23 protein-coding genes and 4 pseudogenes are annotated in these 18,974 nt (G+C 36.3%); 16 read left to right on the top strand and 11 right to left on the bottom strand.

Features of this window, described 5'->3' with window-relative positions; genetic code table 11:
- Nucleotides 1–107: 107 nt before the first annotated feature.
- The 11 genes and pseudogenes from AAEU33_RS21565 (at nt 108) to AAEU33_RS21515 (ending at nt 7,882) form a co-directional block, all read left to right on the top strand.
- Nucleotides 108–467 carry a hypothetical protein gene (locus tag AAEU33_RS21565; RefSeq protein ID WP_345990299.1) on the top strand — a complete coding sequence of 120 codons (360 nt, stop codon included), beginning with the start codon at nt 108–110 and terminating at the stop codon, nt 465–467.
- A 91-nt stretch (nt 468–558) separates the two neighbouring features.
- Complete coding sequence (locus AAEU33_RS21560; RefSeq protein WP_345990297.1) at nt 559–864, top strand: hypothetical protein; 306 nt, start codon at nt 559–561, stop codon at nt 862–864.
- Between the two features lie 131 nt (nt 865–995).
- On the top strand, nt 996–1,325 hold the full coding sequence (locus tag AAEU33_RS21555) for a hypothetical protein (RefSeq protein ID WP_345990295.1): 330 nt from the start codon (nt 996–998) through the stop codon (nt 1,323–1,325).
- A gap of 87 nt (nt 1,326–1,412) precedes the next feature.
- A pseudogene (locus tag AAEU33_RS21550) lies at nt 1,413–1,763 on the top strand (Imm70 family immunity protein); the annotation flags it as partial.
- A gap of 53 nt (nt 1,764–1,816) precedes the next feature.
- On the top strand, nt 1,817–2,212 hold the full coding sequence (locus AAEU33_RS21545) for a hypothetical protein (protein WP_306614297.1): 396 nt from the start codon (nt 1,817–1,819) through the stop codon (nt 2,210–2,212).
- An 82-nt stretch (nt 2,213–2,294) separates the two neighbouring features.
- Nucleotides 2,295–2,636, top strand: a complete 342-nt coding sequence (locus AAEU33_RS21540) for a hypothetical protein (RefSeq protein WP_345990292.1) — start codon at nt 2,295–2,297, stop codon at nt 2,634–2,636.
- 49 nt (nt 2,637–2,685) lie between these two features.
- Nucleotides 2,686–2,814 carry a hypothetical protein gene (locus tag AAEU33_RS21535; RefSeq protein ID WP_345990290.1) on the top strand — a complete coding sequence of 43 codons (129 nt, stop codon included), beginning with the start codon at nt 2,686–2,688 and terminating at the stop codon, nt 2,812–2,814.
- Between the two features lie 106 nt (nt 2,815–2,920).
- Nucleotides 2,921–3,904, top strand: coding sequence for a hypothetical protein (locus AAEU33_RS21530; RefSeq protein WP_345990287.1), 984 nt, complete (start codon nt 2,921–2,923; stop codon nt 3,902–3,904).
- Between the two features lie 9 nt (nt 3,905–3,913).
- Complete coding sequence (locus tag AAEU33_RS21525; protein ID WP_345990285.1) at nt 3,914–4,414, top strand: hypothetical protein; 501 nt, start codon at nt 3,914–3,916, stop codon at nt 4,412–4,414.
- 114 nt (nt 4,415–4,528) lie between these two features.
- A pseudogene (gene polA, locus AAEU33_RS21520) lies at nt 4,529–7,348 on the top strand (DNA polymerase I).
- A 111-nt stretch (nt 7,349–7,459) separates the two neighbouring features.
- Nucleotides 7,460–7,882, top strand: coding sequence for a hypothetical protein (locus AAEU33_RS21515; protein ID WP_345990283.1), 423 nt, complete (start codon nt 7,460–7,462; stop codon nt 7,880–7,882).
- Nucleotides 7,883–8,423: 541 nt separating this feature from the next.
- Here AAEU33_RS21515 and AAEU33_RS21510 read toward each other — a convergent pair.
- The 5 genes and pseudogenes from AAEU33_RS21510 to AAEU33_RS21490 form a co-directional block, all read right to left on the bottom strand.
- A complete protein-coding gene (locus AAEU33_RS21510) occupies nt 8,424–8,819 on the bottom strand; it encodes a hypothetical protein (protein WP_345990281.1) in 396 nt (131 codons plus the stop codon).
- 225 nt (nt 8,820–9,044) lie between these two features.
- Entirely contained in the window at nt 9,045–9,464 is a 420-nt protein-coding gene (locus tag AAEU33_RS21505; RefSeq protein ID WP_345990279.1) for a hypothetical protein, read from the bottom strand.
- 74 nt (nt 9,465–9,538) lie between these two features.
- Complete coding sequence (locus tag AAEU33_RS21500; RefSeq protein ID WP_345990277.1) at nt 9,539–9,997, bottom strand: hypothetical protein; 459 nt, start codon at nt 9,995–9,997, stop codon at nt 9,539–9,541.
- A gap of 238 nt (nt 9,998–10,235) precedes the next feature.
- Nucleotides 10,236–10,867 (bottom strand): annotated as a pseudogene (locus tag AAEU33_RS21495) (LysE family translocator).
- A 38-nt stretch (nt 10,868–10,905) separates the two neighbouring features.
- The gene (locus AAEU33_RS21490; RefSeq protein WP_345990275.1) at nt 10,906–11,202 is read right to left on the bottom strand and encodes a hypothetical protein; all 297 of its coding nucleotides are present in this window, start codon (nt 11,200–11,202) and stop codon (nt 10,906–10,908) included.
- Between the two features lie 538 nt (nt 11,203–11,740).
- On the opposite strand from AAEU33_RS21490, the gene AAEU33_RS21485 reads away from it, so the two are divergent.
- The 5 genes from AAEU33_RS21485 to AAEU33_RS21465 all read left to right on the top strand — a co-directional run bounded on the left by AAEU33_RS21485 (nt 11,741) and on the right by AAEU33_RS21465 (nt 14,279).
- A complete protein-coding gene (locus AAEU33_RS21485) occupies nt 11,741–11,926 on the top strand; it encodes a helix-turn-helix domain-containing protein (protein ID WP_345990272.1) in 186 nt (61 codons plus the stop codon).
- Complete coding sequence (locus AAEU33_RS21480) at nt 11,923–12,165, top strand: hypothetical protein (RefSeq protein WP_345990270.1); 243 nt, start codon at nt 11,923–11,925, stop codon at nt 12,163–12,165. The genes AAEU33_RS21485 and AAEU33_RS21480 overlap by 4 nt, the downstream gene beginning before the upstream one ends.
- Before the next feature lie 278 nt (nt 12,166–12,443).
- On the top strand, nt 12,444–13,130 hold the full coding sequence (locus AAEU33_RS21475; RefSeq protein ID WP_345990268.1) for an MFS transporter: 687 nt from the start codon (nt 12,444–12,446) through the stop codon (nt 13,128–13,130).
- 5 nt (nt 13,131–13,135) lie between these two features.
- The gene (locus AAEU33_RS21470; RefSeq protein WP_345990266.1) at nt 13,136–13,576 is read left to right on the top strand and encodes an MFS transporter; all 441 of its coding nucleotides are present in this window, start codon (nt 13,136–13,138) and stop codon (nt 13,574–13,576) included.
- 139 nt (nt 13,577–13,715) lie between these two features.
- The gene (locus tag AAEU33_RS21465) at nt 13,716–14,279 is read left to right on the top strand and encodes an isochorismatase family cysteine hydrolase (RefSeq protein WP_345990263.1); all 564 of its coding nucleotides are present in this window, start codon (nt 13,716–13,718) and stop codon (nt 14,277–14,279) included.
- A 94-nt stretch (nt 14,280–14,373) separates the two neighbouring features.
- Here the strand turns inward: AAEU33_RS21465 and AAEU33_RS21460 are convergent, their stop codons facing one another.
- The 6 genes and pseudogenes from AAEU33_RS21460 to AAEU33_RS21435 form a co-directional block, all read right to left on the bottom strand.
- Nucleotides 14,374–14,961, bottom strand: coding sequence for a hypothetical protein (locus AAEU33_RS21460; RefSeq protein ID WP_345990261.1), 588 nt, complete (start codon nt 14,959–14,961; stop codon nt 14,374–14,376).
- 11 nt (nt 14,962–14,972) lie between these two features.
- On the bottom strand, nt 14,973–15,320 hold the full coding sequence (locus tag AAEU33_RS21455) for a hypothetical protein (protein ID WP_172284130.1): 348 nt from the start codon (nt 15,318–15,320) through the stop codon (nt 14,973–14,975).
- A gap of 20 nt (nt 15,321–15,340) precedes the next feature.
- Nucleotides 15,341–16,006 carry a hypothetical protein gene (locus AAEU33_RS21450; RefSeq protein WP_345990259.1) on the bottom strand — a complete coding sequence of 222 codons (666 nt, stop codon included), beginning with the start codon at nt 16,004–16,006 and terminating at the stop codon, nt 15,341–15,343.
- Nucleotides 16,007–16,008: 2 nt separating this feature from the next.
- Nucleotides 16,009–16,566, bottom strand: coding sequence for a YdeI/OmpD-associated family protein (locus AAEU33_RS21445; RefSeq protein ID WP_345990257.1), 558 nt, complete (start codon nt 16,564–16,566; stop codon nt 16,009–16,011).
- Between the two features lie 381 nt (nt 16,567–16,947).
- Nucleotides 16,948–17,421 (bottom strand): hypothetical protein, encoded by a 474-nt coding sequence (locus AAEU33_RS21440; RefSeq protein ID WP_345990255.1) that lies wholly within the window; start codon nt 17,419–17,421, stop codon nt 16,948–16,950.
- A gap of 107 nt (nt 17,422–17,528) precedes the next feature.
- Nucleotides 17,529–18,841: pseudogene (locus AAEU33_RS21435) on the bottom strand (DUF389 domain-containing protein).
- Between the last annotated feature and the right edge of the window lie 133 nt (nt 18,842–18,974).

Here is an 18,974-nt window from a genome sequence, read left to right as displayed (position 1 = left end):
GTTGGCACGGGAGGAGTTGTTGCCATAGGTCTTATCGGAATGATGGCTATAGGCGCAGCTGCTGGGGTTGCAGGAGGAGTTATTGCAGCCGTAGACGGAGCATTGAAGTGTGGCAAAAAAATGCGACGGCAAGAACATGGGATGCCAGTAAAAATAATCTTCTTCTTACAGGCACTCCAGGTATTACAGGAGACCGTACCATGACCTGTTCTATAGGTGGAGTGGTAAAATTTGCCCCTGAAATCAAAAGCTGGACCCATGCTTTAGCTTTGGGTAGCTTTAATTATGTTACTCAGCTTGCAGGCTGTGCCTTTGGTGGTGCGGCGGTAGGAGCTGGAGGATTTCTTGCATCAGGATTGGCAGGCGGATCACTAGCCGTAGCAGCGCCAACCTTTTCCAGTGTTCTCTCAAACGTTGCCGGAAGTTTTACCGGAATTTGGGAGGCAGCCGTGCATTGTTCGGATTGAATGCGCTGGCTAACGATACGCTTATGGAAATGTTCAGGATGCCGGGGACGCCGGAGCTGTTTTAGTCAATGGAGGAATTCCGGAAATTGGTATGGGACAGCGTATTTTTACAGGACAGGCTCATCCTTCTGACTATCTTCTGTTTTTATATTTATTAAATATAAAAGTGAAGGAACCTGCACCACCCATTAAAGAGCAAAATAGTGGAGGCGATAAAGATGGAAATAATACTTCTAAAGAAGAAGGAAACAAAACGCCTGAAGAAGAAGGAGCTAATGGAAGCAAAGGACAAGGAGAAACAACAACAAACCCAATGAAGGCGGGGAAGCAAATTCTTATGAAAGTAGTCAGCCTGGTGATCCGCCTGGTACCTATAGAGATAGCAATGGAAGATTAAAAGATTCTCAAACTCATAAATTCGTTAAGGATCCTAATGCCCAGGTTGCAGAACCAACCGAACCTAATCCTAATAACCCAAATAATACAAATCGACCAAGCTGGAGAAAAAGTGAAATTGATGCGGAACAAATGTATCCTGGTTATGATACTCAAAAAAGTTTCATTGATGGCAAAGAAGTGCCGTATGGAACGGAAGGAAGTACAAGGCCTGATTTATATAATACAGGACATAGTGTTGAGGTGAAAAATTATGATGTCACATCTAATACGGGTCGAAGAAATTTAACGAATGAGCTTAACAGACAATATACAGACAGATTACAAAATCTTCCACCAGGAACAAGACAGACAGCAGTAATTGATGTTAGAGGTCAAAATATGTCTCCTGAGGCATTAGTTCAGTTAGAATCTAGTATTCAAAAGAGTTGTCCGAATCTGGAGGTAATTTTTATTCAATAATTAATATATTTATAAAAAATAAATAATGACAGGATTAAAGGTAGGACCTATATTTTATAAGATAGGCACGGGTGATTTTTTACATTCTTTTTTTCTACAATTGCTTATAATCTGGAAAATAATAAATGGGGCAGTAGATTTCCATTGCTAATGAATGAATTGTATTATAAAACTTTACCCGCAGATAAGGTAGATGAAGCAATTAATGAATTAAAAACGATCCAAAAAGAATTGGAAGAATATTCACCATCTATGGTAGTGTGGGATATTGAGGATCTGTCGAAACAACCACCTTGGGGAGATAATATTGCCGAAAGAATAACCGATCTGTCCAATTATTTTTATACCAATGATGGTGAAGATCTTTTTAATGTCTTCTATAAAGCCTTTGATGCTGCAAAAAGTGTTAATAAAGATATTAATATCCATAGTATGTAATCCATACTAGAAGTATATTAAAAAACAAAGCTTACCAAGAGAAATGAAGATTCATGGAATTTGAAGATTTAGAAAAAGACTTACAAGCTGAAGTAGAAAAAGGAGAAGAGATTGCGATTGAAAATATTCAGAATGGCGTGCGGTTTTCTCCATTTATTTATTTTGGCGAAAAAAATATTAAAAAGATGATTGCGGACTCTTTGGATGAAGCTATTGAAATGGCAGAAGAAGAAATAGAAAGCATTGATGAAGAGACGGTGGTTTTAATCTACAGTAATAAGATTACTCTTAAAGACGGTAGTTTTGATGCTATTGTTTCTCAGGTATATAATGTTGATGAAGGTTCAGGGTATTCTTTTGGCCTGGTTTATAAAATAGAAGATAATAAAATGAAATTTCTTAATAAAAGAGTGTTTCTGGGAAATGTAAGGAACTGCCTTATTTTTTAATTTAAAATATACAACCCCATATAAAATATAAATCCTAAAAACCAGATATGGGAAATAAGATTATTACAGAAAAGACTTCTGGATGTGCTCCAGCGGCGCAATGCCTGCACAACTACAGGGAACCAGAAAAAGCAATAAAAAAAGCTCCGGAGAAGTCTACATCACTGTAGCGGATACCGCTACAAGCAGCTGGATAGATTTCGGCTGTACAAAAAATATGCTTTGGGCCGCACTTTTAACTGCTGTGGCTGTAGTGGTAGTAGTTGCATTGATCGTTGGCACGGGAGGAGTTGCTGCTATAGGTCTTATCGGAATGATGGCCATATGCAGCTGCTGGGGTTGCAGGAGGAGTTATTGCAGCCGTAGACGGAGCATTGAAGTGTGGGCAAAAAAATGCCACGGCAAGAACATGGGATGGAAGTAAGAGTAATCTAATACTTACAGGAACTCCAGGTATTACAGGAGACCGTACCATGACCTGTTCTATAGGTGGAGTGGTGAAATTTGCTCCTGAAATCAAAAGCTGGACCCATGCTTTAGCTTTGGGTAGCTTTAATTATGTTACTCAGCTTGCAGGCTGTGCCTTGGTGGTGCGGCGGTAGGGGCTGGAGGATTTCTGGTCTCGGGACTGGCAGGCGGATCACTAGCCGTAGCAGCGCCAACTTTTTCCAGTGTCCTCTCAAACGTTGCCGGAAGTTTTACCGGAATTTGGGAGGCAGTCGTGCATTGTTCGGATTAAATGCGCTGGCTAATGAGCACGCTTATGGAAATGTTCAGGATGCCGGTGATGCCGGAGCTGCTTTAGTCAATGGAGGAATTCCTGAAATAGGTGGGAAAACGTATTTTTACCGGACAGGCCCATCCGTCCGATTATCTTCTTTCCTATATTTGCTTAATATTAAAGTGAAAGAACCTGCTCCGCCACTAAAAGAATCAAACAGCGGTGGTGATAAGGATGGAAATACTCCTTCTGATAATGACGGAAATACCGCTAATAAAGAAGAAGGAAAACCAAAAGATGAAGGTCAGCCAAAGGACGAAGAACCACCAAAAGACGAGAAACAGCAAGCGGCAGAGGAAGATGGACCTAACGGAAATAAAGGACAAGGTGATGAAGGGCAAAACAATTCCGGAGAAAATAAAAAAGGTGATGCTTATGAAAGTACACCCCAAAAACCTAGTGATAAATTAATTGCTGATACAGAGGCGAAGGCTAAAGAAATTGTAGAAACTCAAAGTGCTAAAGAAAGGGGACCATGTTTATCAGGCGTATATGATCCTGCAACAGGTAAAACCTTTTTTGGACAAAACTTTAAAAATAACGTAACAGGCAAGAATGCTTATGAAAAATGGTTGAGTGATCCTCCTGAATTGGGTGGTGCAGATCCTCTTATCAAACAAAAAGTAGCAGAGTACGAAGCCAAAATTAAAAGTGGTGAAATAAAACTTCCTGAAACTGCAGACAACCGATTAGCAGCTCACTCTGAAATAAGAGCTTACGATCAGGCTTTAAAAGCAAGAAGGGAAGCCGGTCTTCCGGTAGATGAAAATTCAATCCGGGAAATGGATCTTCACAATAGGGATTTACAGAATAATGCAATTAAAAATAATAATGGAACACCTCCTCCTAAGGTAAGATGCCCTCATTGTGGTTTCCTGACAGATGGAATAAACACTCATGGACATAAATAATAAACTTATATGATTGACAAAAATGCAGAGCTGAGATTAGAAGATACTGATGATCGTTTGTATACTAAAAATGATAGTAACGGATTTGCTGTATATTTTTTAGATAAAGAATGTAAAGAACCCTTTAGAGAAATATATGTAAAATTCAAAGATGCTATAGAATCTGAAGCCCAATATAAGAATGGCTACAAAAATGGGATCGAATACATCTATGATTCTGACGGAAATCTGGAGCAGGCTAATGAAAACAAAGGCAATGTAATGTATGGTGTTTCAAAAGAATATGATGAAGATGGAAATATTGTAAATGCAAGCATCGTTTTTAATAATGAGTATCTGAAATCTATTGAACTTATTGATGGGACATTTCAGGAAACAACTTCTTACCAGGATAAATTCGGAGAATTTTTGCCGGATTATTTACGGGAATTGTTAAGCCTTTCCAAAGAAGAATTGTTTAATTATGAATTTAAACCTGATAATCCGCATCTTAATTATAGTAAAAAATAAAGAAGACCTGAAAAGGTCTTCTTTTATTTGATGGAACTTTAAAATTAAAAATCTCATCTTTAATTGTAGAACATAAATATTCCTATTTTCTTATATTTGTTCATTATAGAAAATATGGACGCAACTCAAGATAAAAGGTTATTTCTCATCGATGCTTATGCGATGATTTTCAGAGGATATTACGCATTGATCAGAAATCCAAGGTTAACGAGTACGGGAATTGATACTTCGGCTATTTTTGGTTTTACAAACTCTCTGATCGAATTGATCAGAAGAGAAAGACCTACGCATTTGGCAGTGGTGTTTGATGTAGGACAAGCCAGTGTAAGAACAGATGATTTTGCAGATTATAAGGCGAACAGAAGTGAAACCCTGAGGCGATCAAGATTGCCGTTCCGTACATTCACAGGATTTTGGAGGCAATGCATATTCCTTACTTAGGGGTTGAAGGATATGAAGCGGATGACGTAATCGGTACCATTGCCTGCAAAGCAGAAAAAGAAGGATATACTACTTTTATGGTAACACCGGACAAAGACTTTGCCCAATTGGTTACCGATAAAATCAAGATCTATAAACCAGGTTTAAAGGGAGGAGATATAGAAATTCTTGGTGTAGAAGAAGTAAAAGCTAAATATGAAATCGATGATCCGAAACAGGTCATTGACTTCCTGGCGATGATGGGGGATGCCGTAGATAATATTCGGGATTAGAAGGAGTAGGAGAAAAACTGCGATGAAATTCCTGAAAGAATACGGAAGTATCGAAAATCTTTTAGCCAATACCCATCAGTTAAAAGGGAAATTGAAAGAAAAAGTAGAAGCGTCGGCAGAAAGAGGAATTTTATCCAAAAAATTAGCCACCATTATCTGTGATGCTCCTATCGAATTCCATCAGGAACAATACGATCTTGAAACTCCCGATTTTGAAAAAGTAAAACAGGTTTTTGACGAGATCGAATTCAGGAGATTATATGAAAATCTTTACCGTGCTTTTGCTCCTACAGAAACTGTTGTGGTAAGTGAGGTTGAGGTTACACAGACTCCTGCCGGAACTCAGGTAAAGGGTCAGGTTACACAGCTTGATCTGTTTGCTACTTATGAGGAATTGGATCAGGCGACTTCTACAAAATCAACAATAGAACACAACGAACATTTATACCAGTTTATAGATAATCCTAAAGCCCAAAAAATCCTTGTTAACAATTTATTACAGCAAAGGGTAGTATGTTTTGATACCGAAACAACTTCTTTAAATGAGTTGGAAGCTGAGTTGGTAGGAATGAGTTTCTCGTATAAGAAAGGATTGGCTTATTACATACCTTTGTCAGAAGATCAAGGAGAAGTGCTGCAAACATTAGAAATTTTCAGACCTTTTTTTGAAAAGGAAGATCTTCTTAAGGTAGCCCATAATCTGAAATTCGATTACAAGATATTAAAGCAATACGGCATTACTGTAAAAGGTGCAATGTTCGATACTATGATTGCTCATTATCTTCTGAATCCGGACGAAGACACGGAATGGATTACCTTTCAGAAGTATATTTAAATTATAAACCTGTTTCCATAGAAACCATTATTGGTAAAAAAGGTAAGAAGCAGGAACTTTCAGAGACGCAGATTTAAGGACACAAACGGACTATGCTGCGGAAGACGCAGATGTAACGTTCCAATTATATGAGCTTTTTGCTCCGCAATTGAAAAAAGAAAACCTTGAAGACCTGTTTTTTAAAATAGAAATGCCATTAATGGTCGTTCTTGCAAAAATGGAACTGGCGGGGATTTCTCTTGATGAAAAATGGTTGGCTCAGGAAAGTATTGACCTTGAAAACGATCTGAAACAGCTTGAATCTAAGATTTTCGAGTTTTCAGGGGAGAATTCAATATGAACTCTCCTAAGCAATTAGGAGAAATATTATTTGAAAAGATGCAGCTTGATCCGAAAGCTAAAAAAACTAAAACAGGGCAATATGCTACTTCAGAAGATGTTCTTCAAAAACTTTCTTCAAAGCATGAGATCATTCAGCATATCCTGGAATACAGAACCTATCAGAAACTGAAATCAACATATGTAGATGCCTTACCATCCCAGATTGATAAAGATGAGCGTGTACATACCAATTTCTCGCAGACAACTGCTGCAACCGGACGTCTGGCAAGTGTAAATCCGAATTTGCAGAATATTCCGATCAGAACATTGAGAGGACAACAGATTCGTGGTGCATTTGTTTCCGGAGAAGGAAAGAAAATCATCTCAGCCGATTATTCTCAGATCGAATTACGTCTGATTGCTGAGATTTCAGGTGAAAATAATATGATCAAAGCGTTCCAGGACGGTGAAGATATCCACGCTTCTACAGCTGCGAAACTCTTTAAAATTCCTTTGGAAGAAGTATCCAAAACACAAAGAGGGCAGGCTAAAACAGTTAACTTCGGAATCATTTACGGTCAGGGCGCTTTCGCACTAGCAGAACAAACAGGGCTATCCAGATCAGAAGCCAAACAGATGATCGAAGCTTATTTTGAGACCTATCCGAAACTGAAAGAGTATATGGCTGAGCAGGTTAAAAAAGCGCGCGAGCTAGGATATGTAGAAACTATTTTAGGAAGAAAACGTCATTTAAAAGATATCAACTCCAATAACTTTGTTGTACGTGGCCATGCAGAGCGGAATGCCGTCAATGCTCCTGTTCAGGGAAGCGCGGCAGATGTTGTAAAAATGGCAATGATCAAAATTGACAAGCAACTGGATGAACAAAATCTTCAAACTAAAATGCTGCTGCAGGTACATGACGAATTGGTATTTGAATCACCGATCGAAGAAATTGAAGTTGCTACAAAACTTATCAAAACCGAAATGGAAAGTGCCATCGAAACGCAGGTTCCTTTATTGGTTGAGGTTGGAGTAGGGAACAACTGGCTGGAAGCCCATTAAAAATGTCTACAAAAAAGTTTCTTTCTCTATTTTTCTTGGACTGGAAGTGCTTGTGTTTTCGCAGGAAAAGAAAATACTATTCATTGAAACAGTCTCACATATTATTACGATATGCCGAAAATGCTGGAAAAAATGCTGAATGAAGAGACTGATCATAGTTATAAGATTATCCAGGTCACTTTTCCGGTACAATTGCAACATCAGATAAATGCTGGAGTTGCGAAAATCAGATTTGCTGAAAATGCCTGGGATGATGTAGTCGTACAACATGGAACTTTAGGATATTATGTTCCTGAAGAAGTGGAAAAGAATATTTTGCCAAGTATAAAAACACTTCAGAAATATGATATCAGTGGTAAAGCAAAGTTTTATTTGTTTTCGACCTGGGTGGATAAACAGAAATATCCATTTAAGAACTGTTATCCCAAAATGTTATACAGTACAAAGGTGAAGATCAAAGTGAAAAATATTGTTCTAAAGAATTTCAAAATAGAGATGAACAAAAGAAATATCTTGAAAATCAATATTCTTTGATCGCAAAGGAAACCCAGATTGTCAAAACAAAACACTCCGCTATGGAATATGTATTTGAGAAAAAGTATCCGTATTTCAATATGTGGGATGATGAGTCCCATCCTTCAAAAATAGGTTCTTATTTTAATGCCTGTGTTTTTCAAAACGTTTTCGAATAGCAGTTTGAAAGATATAAAAGAAAATTTTGGCATATATCCTGAAACGGCCCTTATTATAAGGAGTTTTGTTGAAGAGAAGTATTCAGAATTCTAACAGAAAAAGTATAAAAAAGCTGAACAAAGTTCAGCTTTTTTTATTGGGATTGGGATTTTATTAATATGGTAATAGTTTTAAATAAGCAAACTGTATCGATTTACTATTCCAGAATACAGACGATTTTTTTGTATACCATTGATTTTAAACTCAATGGGTTTGAATGGAATTTGAAAACTGTCGATGCTATAACTTCCATTTGTTTGTCCAAGAAGCAGTAGTTTTTGTTCAGGGGCTAATTTAACCAAGTTAAGAAACTCTCCGGCAGCTATACCTATTTGCCCTAAGGTTAATAAAACACTGATAGGACATTGTATCTGAAATTTAGGATCCAAAGAAGACTATGAAGTGGACTTGGTTGTATAGATGCATTATATAATATATCATCGGGCTTGATATGTAAAAGAAGGTTTTCTCCTTCACGTGCTGAGGTGATAGATATTTTTGATACGGACTCTGGTATACTAATGTCAATATCACTTGATACTCTTTTATCATAATCGGAAAAGCAAAAGAAAATATGTCCAAGGTCCACAGGCTTTAACTCAAGATTGGACTGCAGAGTAGCATCGACATTACCATAGTATTGCGTACTCATTTCTGAAAGATCCGGATTAAAACGGAGGGATTGAAAATGAACAAACGCTTTTCCGTTACCGGATATTTCTCCTTTAAATCTTCCCAAAGCTAAGAAATCCAGGGTTTCCCGCCAGACGTTACAGGCTGCTACTTTGGCTTCATTTTCAACCTGATGAGCAATACGAGCCGTTTCACGGGCAGTCTGCCAAATGACTCTTTGCGCCTCTCCGTACTCTGCGTGCAGCCCTTGTACTGTGACATATCGGATCCCATCTGGAGCAGCTCCAGTTACAGCTTGGGCCGTTGAAATCTGGATATTTAAAATTGGTCCTTACTTTCTGGCAGTTGATATCACCTCTTTTACTTCCAGCTTCTCATTGAATGAAGTCTGAGGAATAATGAAATTCTGTTTTAAAATAATAGGAGTGGAAAAGGCTTCGTTGAAAATCGATGAAATCTCTGCTTTACTTACATTAGCCGTTACTGAAGATTTTGCATCAATAGGTTCAAAAACGCTTAGCCATAAATTGTCATACCTTTCACTAAATGATTTGAACAGTTTAGATAATTCAGCTTCATTTCTAGGTTTGCTTTGAGAAATACTTATTAAGTCATTAATTAAAGGCTTTTCTTTTGTTAATTCAGCCATTATCGAAATACCTGTGGATTGTATTCTTACCGATGATTTTTTTACAAACCGTGATATTCTTATGGAGTCAGCGATAATTTCAGTGTCCGGATTTTTAAACATTTCCTTTAGGCTAAGCTGATAAGATTGTCCCCAGCCAATATTAATAATTGTTGGCTTTTTAAAAATTTGCCCGTTTACATTGTCGATATAATTTTTAAGAATGGGGAAAGCAATTTTGCCAATACCTTTTGTGATATTTTGGGATGTTTCAAAAATTTAATGCTTTCAATTTTTAAAGAAGTTAAAGCACTTCTCAGGTATAAAGAATCTGATTTGGTAGAAACAGCAGTAACCCCTTTGAAATTCCCGGTGGCTTCTATACTATATTTAGGAAACCTGACTGAAAAATCAGCTTCTACAAATATTCCCTGTTTATCAAAGGATAGTTTTGGAGTTACATTTTGTACCAGGATGTTCTCATCATTTATCGCTTCCGCTGCTTTTTTGATCTCAGGAGGTAAATATTGCAGAATGATATCCCTATCTATATTTACTCCTATATGGGGGCTGAAATCAGTAAGCTCAGAAAGGTTTTTTTCAACCGAGGTATATTGCTGGTCGATGGTAGAAACAGGCGGAAATTTTTTATTCAATGCGGTTTTTAGCGGAGTACAGCTGCCTAGAAAAGTAAGACGCTGAATAGGCTTAAAGTTTTTGATAAATAATTTTTCATGGCTCTTTGTTTTGGTTAGTTTTATCTCTAAACAAAGTTGGAATAATCCCCATTCAATTTCAATTACCCTTTTTCGCTATTTTTTTAAATAAGAAAAGCCTTAAACTATTGTTAAGGCTGCCATTATTACGGTTAATTTTTTTATTAGAATTCTGAATCTATTTAGCTTTTGAAAGTGCCATTTTCACGGCGAAAAAACCAGTACACTGGCCATAAACCATTTTTGTATTCGCACCCAGATAGGATTTTTAGCAAAAAGGAAGCTACTTTGCTGCGGTCAGAACAATGATGAAATTGATGGTGAAACTTGTGAAGGCCTGTATCATCCCAAGTTCAATGCTTTGTGTAAAAATAGAGCCATATTGAGGCTTTATAAACTGTGGGAAAAAGGAAAGGTAAAAAACAGCAACCTTTGGATTAAGAACATTCGTTAAAAAACCAACGGTAAAGAGTTTTCTGGGACTGTCTATGGTCATGTCCTGATCCACTTCAAAGATGTTCTTACTGTTGGGTTTGATAGCCTGATAAGCAAGGTATAAAAGATATACTGTTCCCAATGTTTTTAAAATAATATAGGCATATGGAACAGCAAATAATACAGCGGTAAGTCCAAAAGAAACCATGACAATATGAAATAAAAAGCCACAGACCACACCGGCAAGAGAAATCAGTCCGGCTTTTTTCCCTGTGTAATGGATCTTGAAATCAAATAGATCATGTTAGGCCCGGGACTTATGACCAGAATAAGCGCTGCCAGAGCGAAAAATAAAAGATCATGGATAGGAATCATAATTTTTCACAAAGATAGAGATTTAGGTGTTTATTAATTTAAAGTGATAGATATTCTTTTAATTGGTCGATTTTTGTAATGAAATTGTCTTTATATTCAATATGAAAGAGGATGATATTCTTATCATCCGAGTCTATAGTAGCTTTGATATTTAGATCATTGTTTGTAATTAATGTAAACCAAATACTCTGATTTTCATCTGTTTGGTGAAGTTCATATTTAATTTGTTCCTTATCAAAGCAAGTTGCTAAATTAATTTCTTTACTAAGAAAAAAACTTAGCAAATTAGAAAGTTCTTCTTTAAAAATCCAGAAAGTATAGTGGTTTATTCTCATAGAATAATTTATTTATCTTGCCTGTCCGCTCCGAAATATCACTTAGGTTTAATAAGTTCGTAAAGTCTCATTACTGCATATTTTAATTCGTCCTGATTACAGAAGTACTCTTCAATTTCACCATATTTTTTGTAATTCGAAATATTGAATCCCTCTTCGATATCATTATAATAGATGACTTTTTCCCTGATATGGCAACTACCCAAAAACCATTTCCTTCTTTACCATATTCTTTTTCATTCCACTTGTGTGGCTCTACTTTTATAAGTTGCCAGAAATTCTTTAATTCACCAATTAATTCAAATTGGCTTTTATTGATTTTCTCATTAATTTCATTTTCTGTAATTGGAGTTCATTTTTCCATATCAAACTATATTTTAATTATTTTGGTTAATATAATAACGGATATACCTAACTATCTACGTGTATTGATTACTATCATCTTACAAGTAAAAGTAGTAAAAAAAAGAAAATAATATTTTTCATTTCGACAAAATTTGTAAATTTGTCAAATATTTCTATACAGAAAATTAACCAGATGAGTCAACCACTTTCCCAGGAAGAAATTTTAAAAAGCCAGATTTTACAGACCGCACAGGATCTGTATCAAAGGTATGGCATTAAAAAGGTGACGATGGATGATGTAGCTAAAGCTGTGGGAAAGACCAGAAGTGCTCTTTATTATTATTTCAAAAACAGGGATGAGCTTTTGAGGCAGTTATGATTTCCTTAGTAGATGAAGTGAAGGATGAGCTGGAAAAGATGATTTATAAAGAAGAAACTTTAGAATCGCGCATCCGGGCTTTTTGTTTTGCTAAAGTAAAGGGTTTTAAAAAGACCAGAAACTTTATAACAGCTATTGAAGCACGTATGGATAGCGAGGAACGCTCTAAATATTCTGATATTATATGGGAAATTCATCAGAGGATGATGCGTTCTGAGACTGCTTTGCTAAAAAAGTAATTCGCAATGCTGTAACAGCAGGTGAAATTAAAGAACCTGATTCCAGAGCTCTAGATGTTCTCTTGTTTGTTTTACTGAGCAGCATTCGTGGGATCCGGCGTGAATCAGTTAGTGAGAATTATAAGGATCAATGGGAAGATGGCGCAGAAATGTTTGCTCAAATGATTGTTGAGAAGATAAAAGCATGATTTTTTTATTTAAAATTTGACGTTTTGATGATTTTTGTCAAATAGTTAGATTAGAGTTGTATTAGTAATTTAAATAAGATATTATACATAATGAATATCAGCAGTGTAAGCACATTCAGGGCTTTTAAAAGTGACAATTTCAAATATTATTTTGCAGGACGTTCCATATCACAGTTCGGAACATGGATGCAGCGAACAGCTATTGTATGGCTCATCTATTCGCTTACCCATTCTTCGTTTATGTTGGGAGTTACAGTGTTTGCTGAGCAATTTCCTTCATTCCTTTTTTCTTTTGCTGGCGGAGTTGCAGCAGACCGGTTCAACAGGAGTACGATCATACGATGGACACAGATTGCGGCAGTATTGCAAACATCATTACTGGCGGTCTTATTTTTAACCCATCATATTGTTGTCTGGCAAATTCTGGCTTTAAGTGTGGTGTTGGGAATAATCAATGCTTTTGATGTTCCGGCAAGACAAACAATGATCAGCCAGGTAGTGATGGAGGAAAGTGATGTTCCAAGTGCACTTTCTCTCAGCTCCGCAACGTCAAGTATCAGCAAGGTATTAGGTCCTGCAGTTGCGGGTTTTGTATTAGAGCATTGGAATGTCGGTTTTTGTTTTGTACTTAATGCAATTGGTTTTATGATTGTAATTGTCTGTTTTTCGATGATGAAGTTGCCGGCGTATGAAAAGAAAACAACCCATAAAAAAATACTCTCAGAATTCAGAGAGGGTGGGTTTATCTCAAAAATGAGTCCAGAATCGGCTTGGTAATTCTTATGCTTTCCCTGATGGGTTTACTGGTTTTACCTTACGATACTTTAATTCCTGAGGTTGCTAAAATTACTTTTAAAGGAAGTGCATCCACTTTTGGATATATTTCAGGATTTATAGGCTTAGGAGCTGTTTCAGGAACCATTTTACTGGCCTCACTCAAAAGAAATGATAAACTCAGGTTCTATCTTATTCTGAGTACAGCAGCCCTTGGTTTGGGGCTTATTCTGTTTTCGCAGTCAACAAATTTTTACTGGGCAATGCTGTTTGTGGTCTTTACAGGATTTGGAAGTGTGATGCAACTGACCAGCTGTAATATTATCGTGCAGTCCGAAGCGGCACCTCATATGAAAGGGAGGGCGATCAGTATTTTATTAACGGCTATTTTTGGAATGCTTCCGTTGGGAAGTTTAGTCACAGGATATGCTTCAGAGCATAGGAAGTAGTAATACACTCCTGATTCAAGGAATACTCGCAATCCTGATAGCAATATGTTTCTATAGGTTATTTACAATTCCTGAAAAAATAAAGTATCCTCTCCGGAAAAGAGGAATTCACTCGTGAAACAATTTAATATTAAAAAAAATGCAAGAAACAAACAAAAGCGCTTTGCTGGTAATGGATATGCAAAATTCTATTTTACAGAATATTGACGATCCGAAGCCATTAGTCAGCAATATTTCCAAAGCCATTTCTCATGCGAGGTCAAACGGGATCTCGGTTATTTACGTCGTGATTGCTTTCAGACCCGGAGCTCCTGAGATCAGTGAACATAACAAAACTTTTTCCAGATTTGGAAACAAAGAAATGTGGACTCCGGAATTTGCAGCACAATGGCAGGAGATTCACCAGGAAGTCCTACCTGAAAAAGATGAAGTGATCGTAACAAAAAAACGGTTCAGTGCATTTACAGGAAGTGATCTGGAAGTTGTATTAAGAGGAAAGGAGATCCGACATCTTATACTGACCGGCATCAGTACTTCGGGAGTAGTATTATCTACTTTACGGGAAGCTGCAGATAAGGATTATGAATTGACGGTGATTGAAGATTGTTGTGCAGACAGGGATTCTGAAGTTCATCAGGTACTTACTGCTAAAGTATTTCCTATTCAGGCCGAGGTGGTCAGTTTGGGTAATTGGATAGGATAAAAAATTAAAACTCCGGATAATAATCCGGAGTTTTGATTTTTCTTAGTTCTCATTTATTTTAATGGAGTTTTCTTTATATTTTCCACTTCTTTCTTCATTCTCTTTTCCCAGCCTTTTCCATTTCTTTTATCCAAGTAGGGTTGCACTGTTTCTTTATATTTTTTTCGCCTTTTACTGATATAGGATCCACTGTACAACCTGTATCCTGATATGAAATTCCGTATTTTTCACGGATACTATCTATACTGCGTATGGTTTTTTCATTGTATAATGGAACTGCGAGTCCGCCCGCATATCTGTATGTGATATGATCATTTTTAATATCTTTTTCGGCACGGATCATACATTCTTTCTCAGCTTGGGCAACTGCTTTCCGGTTTATCATGAAAGCTCTTACAGATTCAAAGGCCAGGTATGAAAACAGGAGACTATTTATGATAACAAAAACCAATAAGAATTTATTGGCAGCGTTTAAATTTTTAATTTGTAACGTACTGATCATCCAGGACACCAATGCAATAAAAACCACTGCAAAGAGCAGATATTGTATTTGGCTTATTTTGACCAGTTCAATGAAATTAAAATCGAATGAATCATTAATAACGCAAATACCATAAATATATGTGGTAAACAAAAGAAGTAATACAAAGATGTTAGCAAAGATCAGTTTATTTCTCATCATTAAATATTTGATCAGCGGTCTTTAAATAAAATTTGATAAACTTTTAAAATAATAAATCCAATCACAAAAAGTGCTATAGCAAGAACAATAGCCCTAAAATAAAGCTTTTGATATGCAGGATAATCAGAAGGAACTTTAAAATCATCAGCTGACTGAATCTTATTTTCCTTTAATATTTTTTCAATTCTGGCAGCATCTTTTTTATTGAAGTAAAATCTGATATCACCGGAAGCAGTTTGCATTTCAGAATCAGTCCAGTATTCAATATTAGCTTCGCAGAGCTTGCTTTCGAAGTCTATGGATTTTCGGAAAGGAATGTAAATCCGGTATTGTTCGTTATCAAAAATGGTTGGTTTCATAGGTTCTCAGATACTGTATATTAGTTCACGGTTCCTATAGCCAGAAAAACGATCAGCATAAAACCTGTAATACCTAAAATAAAAATGGAAAATTTCTTAATATCTTCAAAACTCCTTCCTTTTTTTAAGATCAATCTTCTGAAGCCGTTTGATATTAATGAGAGTAATGCTGTGATAAAGACCAGTCCCAGAGCAGAGCATACTCCCGGCCCGGGAAATGTTTGTAAGGGGTTTTTATTTCCGGAATGGGGAAGAAAATCATACAGGAAAAGTGCATTCCACGCAATAATCAGCAATATAGGGACTAAAGGTTTTAAAGGAAATCCACCCTGCATTTGCTGTTCAATAATTGTATAATTCTTTGGAGGTGCAGCATTTGCTTTAGCTGCTAAAAATCCGGTTTTTTCTATTTCATTGATTATTCCTGCAGGATCTCTAAAGGTCCAGAAAATAACATTTGAATTGTACTTCTCAACGCGATGATAAATTTTGATTCCCTGTCCGATTAGAGGAATTGAAGTGTACGGCTTTATAGAGATAATATCCTGAGGTTGGAAAACGAGATTGCCTACCAGGGAAGCATTAATCTTTAGTATATCTGCATCAACATACAGGTCAGCAAATGGATAAGTGGCATTGGCAAGACCAATCCTTGCACCACCTGTTAATGTGAAATTTTTTTCCATAATTATAAAACTCGTTTTTGTTGTTCACTTTCACGGATTGTTTTCTCCAATCTGGATATCCTGGTTTTCTCCTGTTTGGCAGACATGATCCAGTGCAGCATGACTTTCTTATATGATGGTGCTTGATTACTAAAAAAATCCCAGGCTTTTTTATTCGATTTGAATTGTTTTTCAAAGGCAGGACTTAATTCGGCCAGAGCATTTTCATGGGAATATATTGCTGTTTTTTCCTGTTTTCTCAATGCAAATGCTTTGAGACCCGCTGTTTTCATTAATCCTGCTTGAGTCAGATCTTCAACCTTTTTTATATTGATCGCACTCCAGATGCTTGTCGGTTTTCTGGGAGTAAAGCGGATGGTATATTTTTCGACGTCTACACTTTTTCTTACTCCATCAATCCAGCCATAGCATAAAGCCTGGTCTACAGATTCCGACCAGGTCATAGAGGGTTTCTTTGTCCCTATTTTATAAAATCCTACCAACAGTTCTGTTTTTGTTTCGTGGTTCTTTTCCAGCCATTCCCGAAAATCCTGTGGTGTTGAAAAAAATTGTATTTCCATCCGTTACTTTTACTTTTTAAAGATGTTTTCAATTCCCTGAATACTATTTTCCGGTAATATTTTCTGGCTTTCCTCATAAGTTCAGGGGTAGAAATATTTTCGCTGACCTGCATCCCGTTAAAATAAAATTTGGTTCTATGACTGTTAATACTTCGCACGGCAAAATCAAGATCTCGTAATGTATCCCGGTCAATAACTAACTTTTTGATTTTATAAAAGCGAATGTCATTTTTACGGAAACCGGATATCTTTCCAACATTCTTTCACTCATTGGGAAGATGGTGTCGAAAATAATATTGTTATTTTTAAGTTTGTCTACAATTTCTTCCTGTGAATAATTAACTGTAATATGGCATTTTGAACATTGCAGATTACCACGGCTTACGGTATAGCTGAAGCTTGGCGGGGAGAAGTAGCCATCAAAACAAACAATGAAGGAATTAAAATAAAAGTTGGATGAAGAGATGGTATTTTGATCCTGTGTAAGTTGTCAGCTCTTTGAATGATGAAATATGGGATGGGCAAGAACAGCAAAGCCAGCAGATCAGAATAATCAACAACTCTTGTTACAGGAATCAATGCATATTGATTATACCAATTGATCGCCCCTTCGGAATAACCGGATTTCCAGAATAGAAAGAGTAAAGCACCAATCCATATGGAATGAATTTTAAGTCTCGGAAAAATATAAGACAGGAGTAAAGGCAGGATGATAATTCCAACAACATCCGAGAGTTTGCCTGTAAAGAAGTTTGCGAATTCATATTTAAAAAAATGATCATTCAGGAACAAAATGAGCAGACAGACTACAAATATATAATTGAGAAGAAGATATTTATTTCTTTGCATTTTCATCAGATATCAGTTAAAATTCAAATCCGAATTTACACAAATTACAGAGAAAAATAAAAGCAGATGAAATTTCATCTGCTTTTATTCCTACCGGACAAGGCTGGTGTGTCTCAATTCTTTTTCTTTACAGGATCTTTCCGGGTGTTGAATACAATAATATTATTGGTCTTAAGTCGGTTAACTAACCATGTTTTTAATTTTTCTTCATCTATCTTGGTTTCCGACTGATAAATAAAAGCAGTTTCCAGACTTGTTGAATCCGTAGTAAAATAATTTTGGAGTTTTCCGATAGCCATCTCCTGAACCTCCGGGAAGAGGATCTTTACTTCTTTTACCAGTTCAGGATTATCCATTTTATAGAGGTTCAGTTCATTCTTTAATTCATTCACCTGAAGATCCTTTTCTGTAATATTGGTTTTTTGAAGATTGATTTCGCTTAAGATCTCTTTTTTAAGATCGCTGGTGTTTTGTTTAATAACGAGATTGGTGTTTTTTATTCCAAAATCCTCTAATGAAGTATTAAATTTCTTTATTTCCGTACTGTCGAATTTTGTAGATAAAAAAGCAAGCTCAATAGATTTGGGATTGGCATTATAATCCACTTTTTTATAGATTACAGTATATCCTTTTTTTGAAAATTCTTCATTGATGAAGTTCTCTACATTCTGGTTGTATTTTTTTTGGTTTAAAAGGTTATAAGCCAAATAACAACTCGGAACAATCATAATAATGATCAGGATCGAAATGCCATAACGTATTCTTTTTTCAAACGCTTTATTGGTGGTTTCTACAGCCTGATATTTGAGAGATTTTATAATCAGGAAGGTAGAAATACAAATAAAGAAACAGTTGATGGTATACAGGTAGAATGCCCCTGCCACAAAAGACCAGTTTGCCGTTGCAATACCGAATCCTGCAGTACACAATGGAGGCATTAACGCTGTTGCGATGGCCACTCCCGGAATGGGGTTTCCTTTTTCAATTCTTGTGATGGATATCGCTCCCACAATTCCACCGAAAAAAGCAATCAGGACATCATAAATATTAGGCGAAGTCCTAGCCAGCAGTTCAGACTGAATATCTTTGAACGGACTTAAATAAAAATATAAGCTTGAAACTGTTAAGCTGACCACCGTGGCGATCAGCAGATTTTTCATGGATTTCTTTAAAAGACTGAAATTAAACGTAGCCAAAGCAAAACCTGCTCCTACAATAGGTCCCATAAGTGGGGAAATCAACATGGCTCCTATAATTACAGCCGTTGAGTTTACATTTAATCCTACTGACGCAATAAGTATAGCACAAGCCAGAATCCATAAATTAGCCCCCTGAAGGATACATTATTGGTCACATTTTCAAGAACAATAGCAGGATTTTCTTCTCCGTTATGGAGATTTAAAAAATTGGAAATCGTTTTTCTCATTTTTGTTGTGTGTTATAAGGGTGAAGAATAAAATCTCATTACTTCACTTTTTCGCAAATATAAATGTTTAGGATATAATTCCAAAAAATAAATATGAGTATAAAACACAATCTATGATTTCTCTGTTATGGCC

Origin of the sequence: Chryseobacterium sp. Chry.R1 (assembly GCF_039645525.1) — a bacterium.
GTDB lineage: Bacteria > Bacteroidota > Bacteroidia > Flavobacteriales > Weeksellaceae > Chryseobacterium > Chryseobacterium proteolyticum.
Note: the sequence above shows the minus strand (reverse complement) of the source record. Positions and strands in the feature narration are given on the sequence as shown.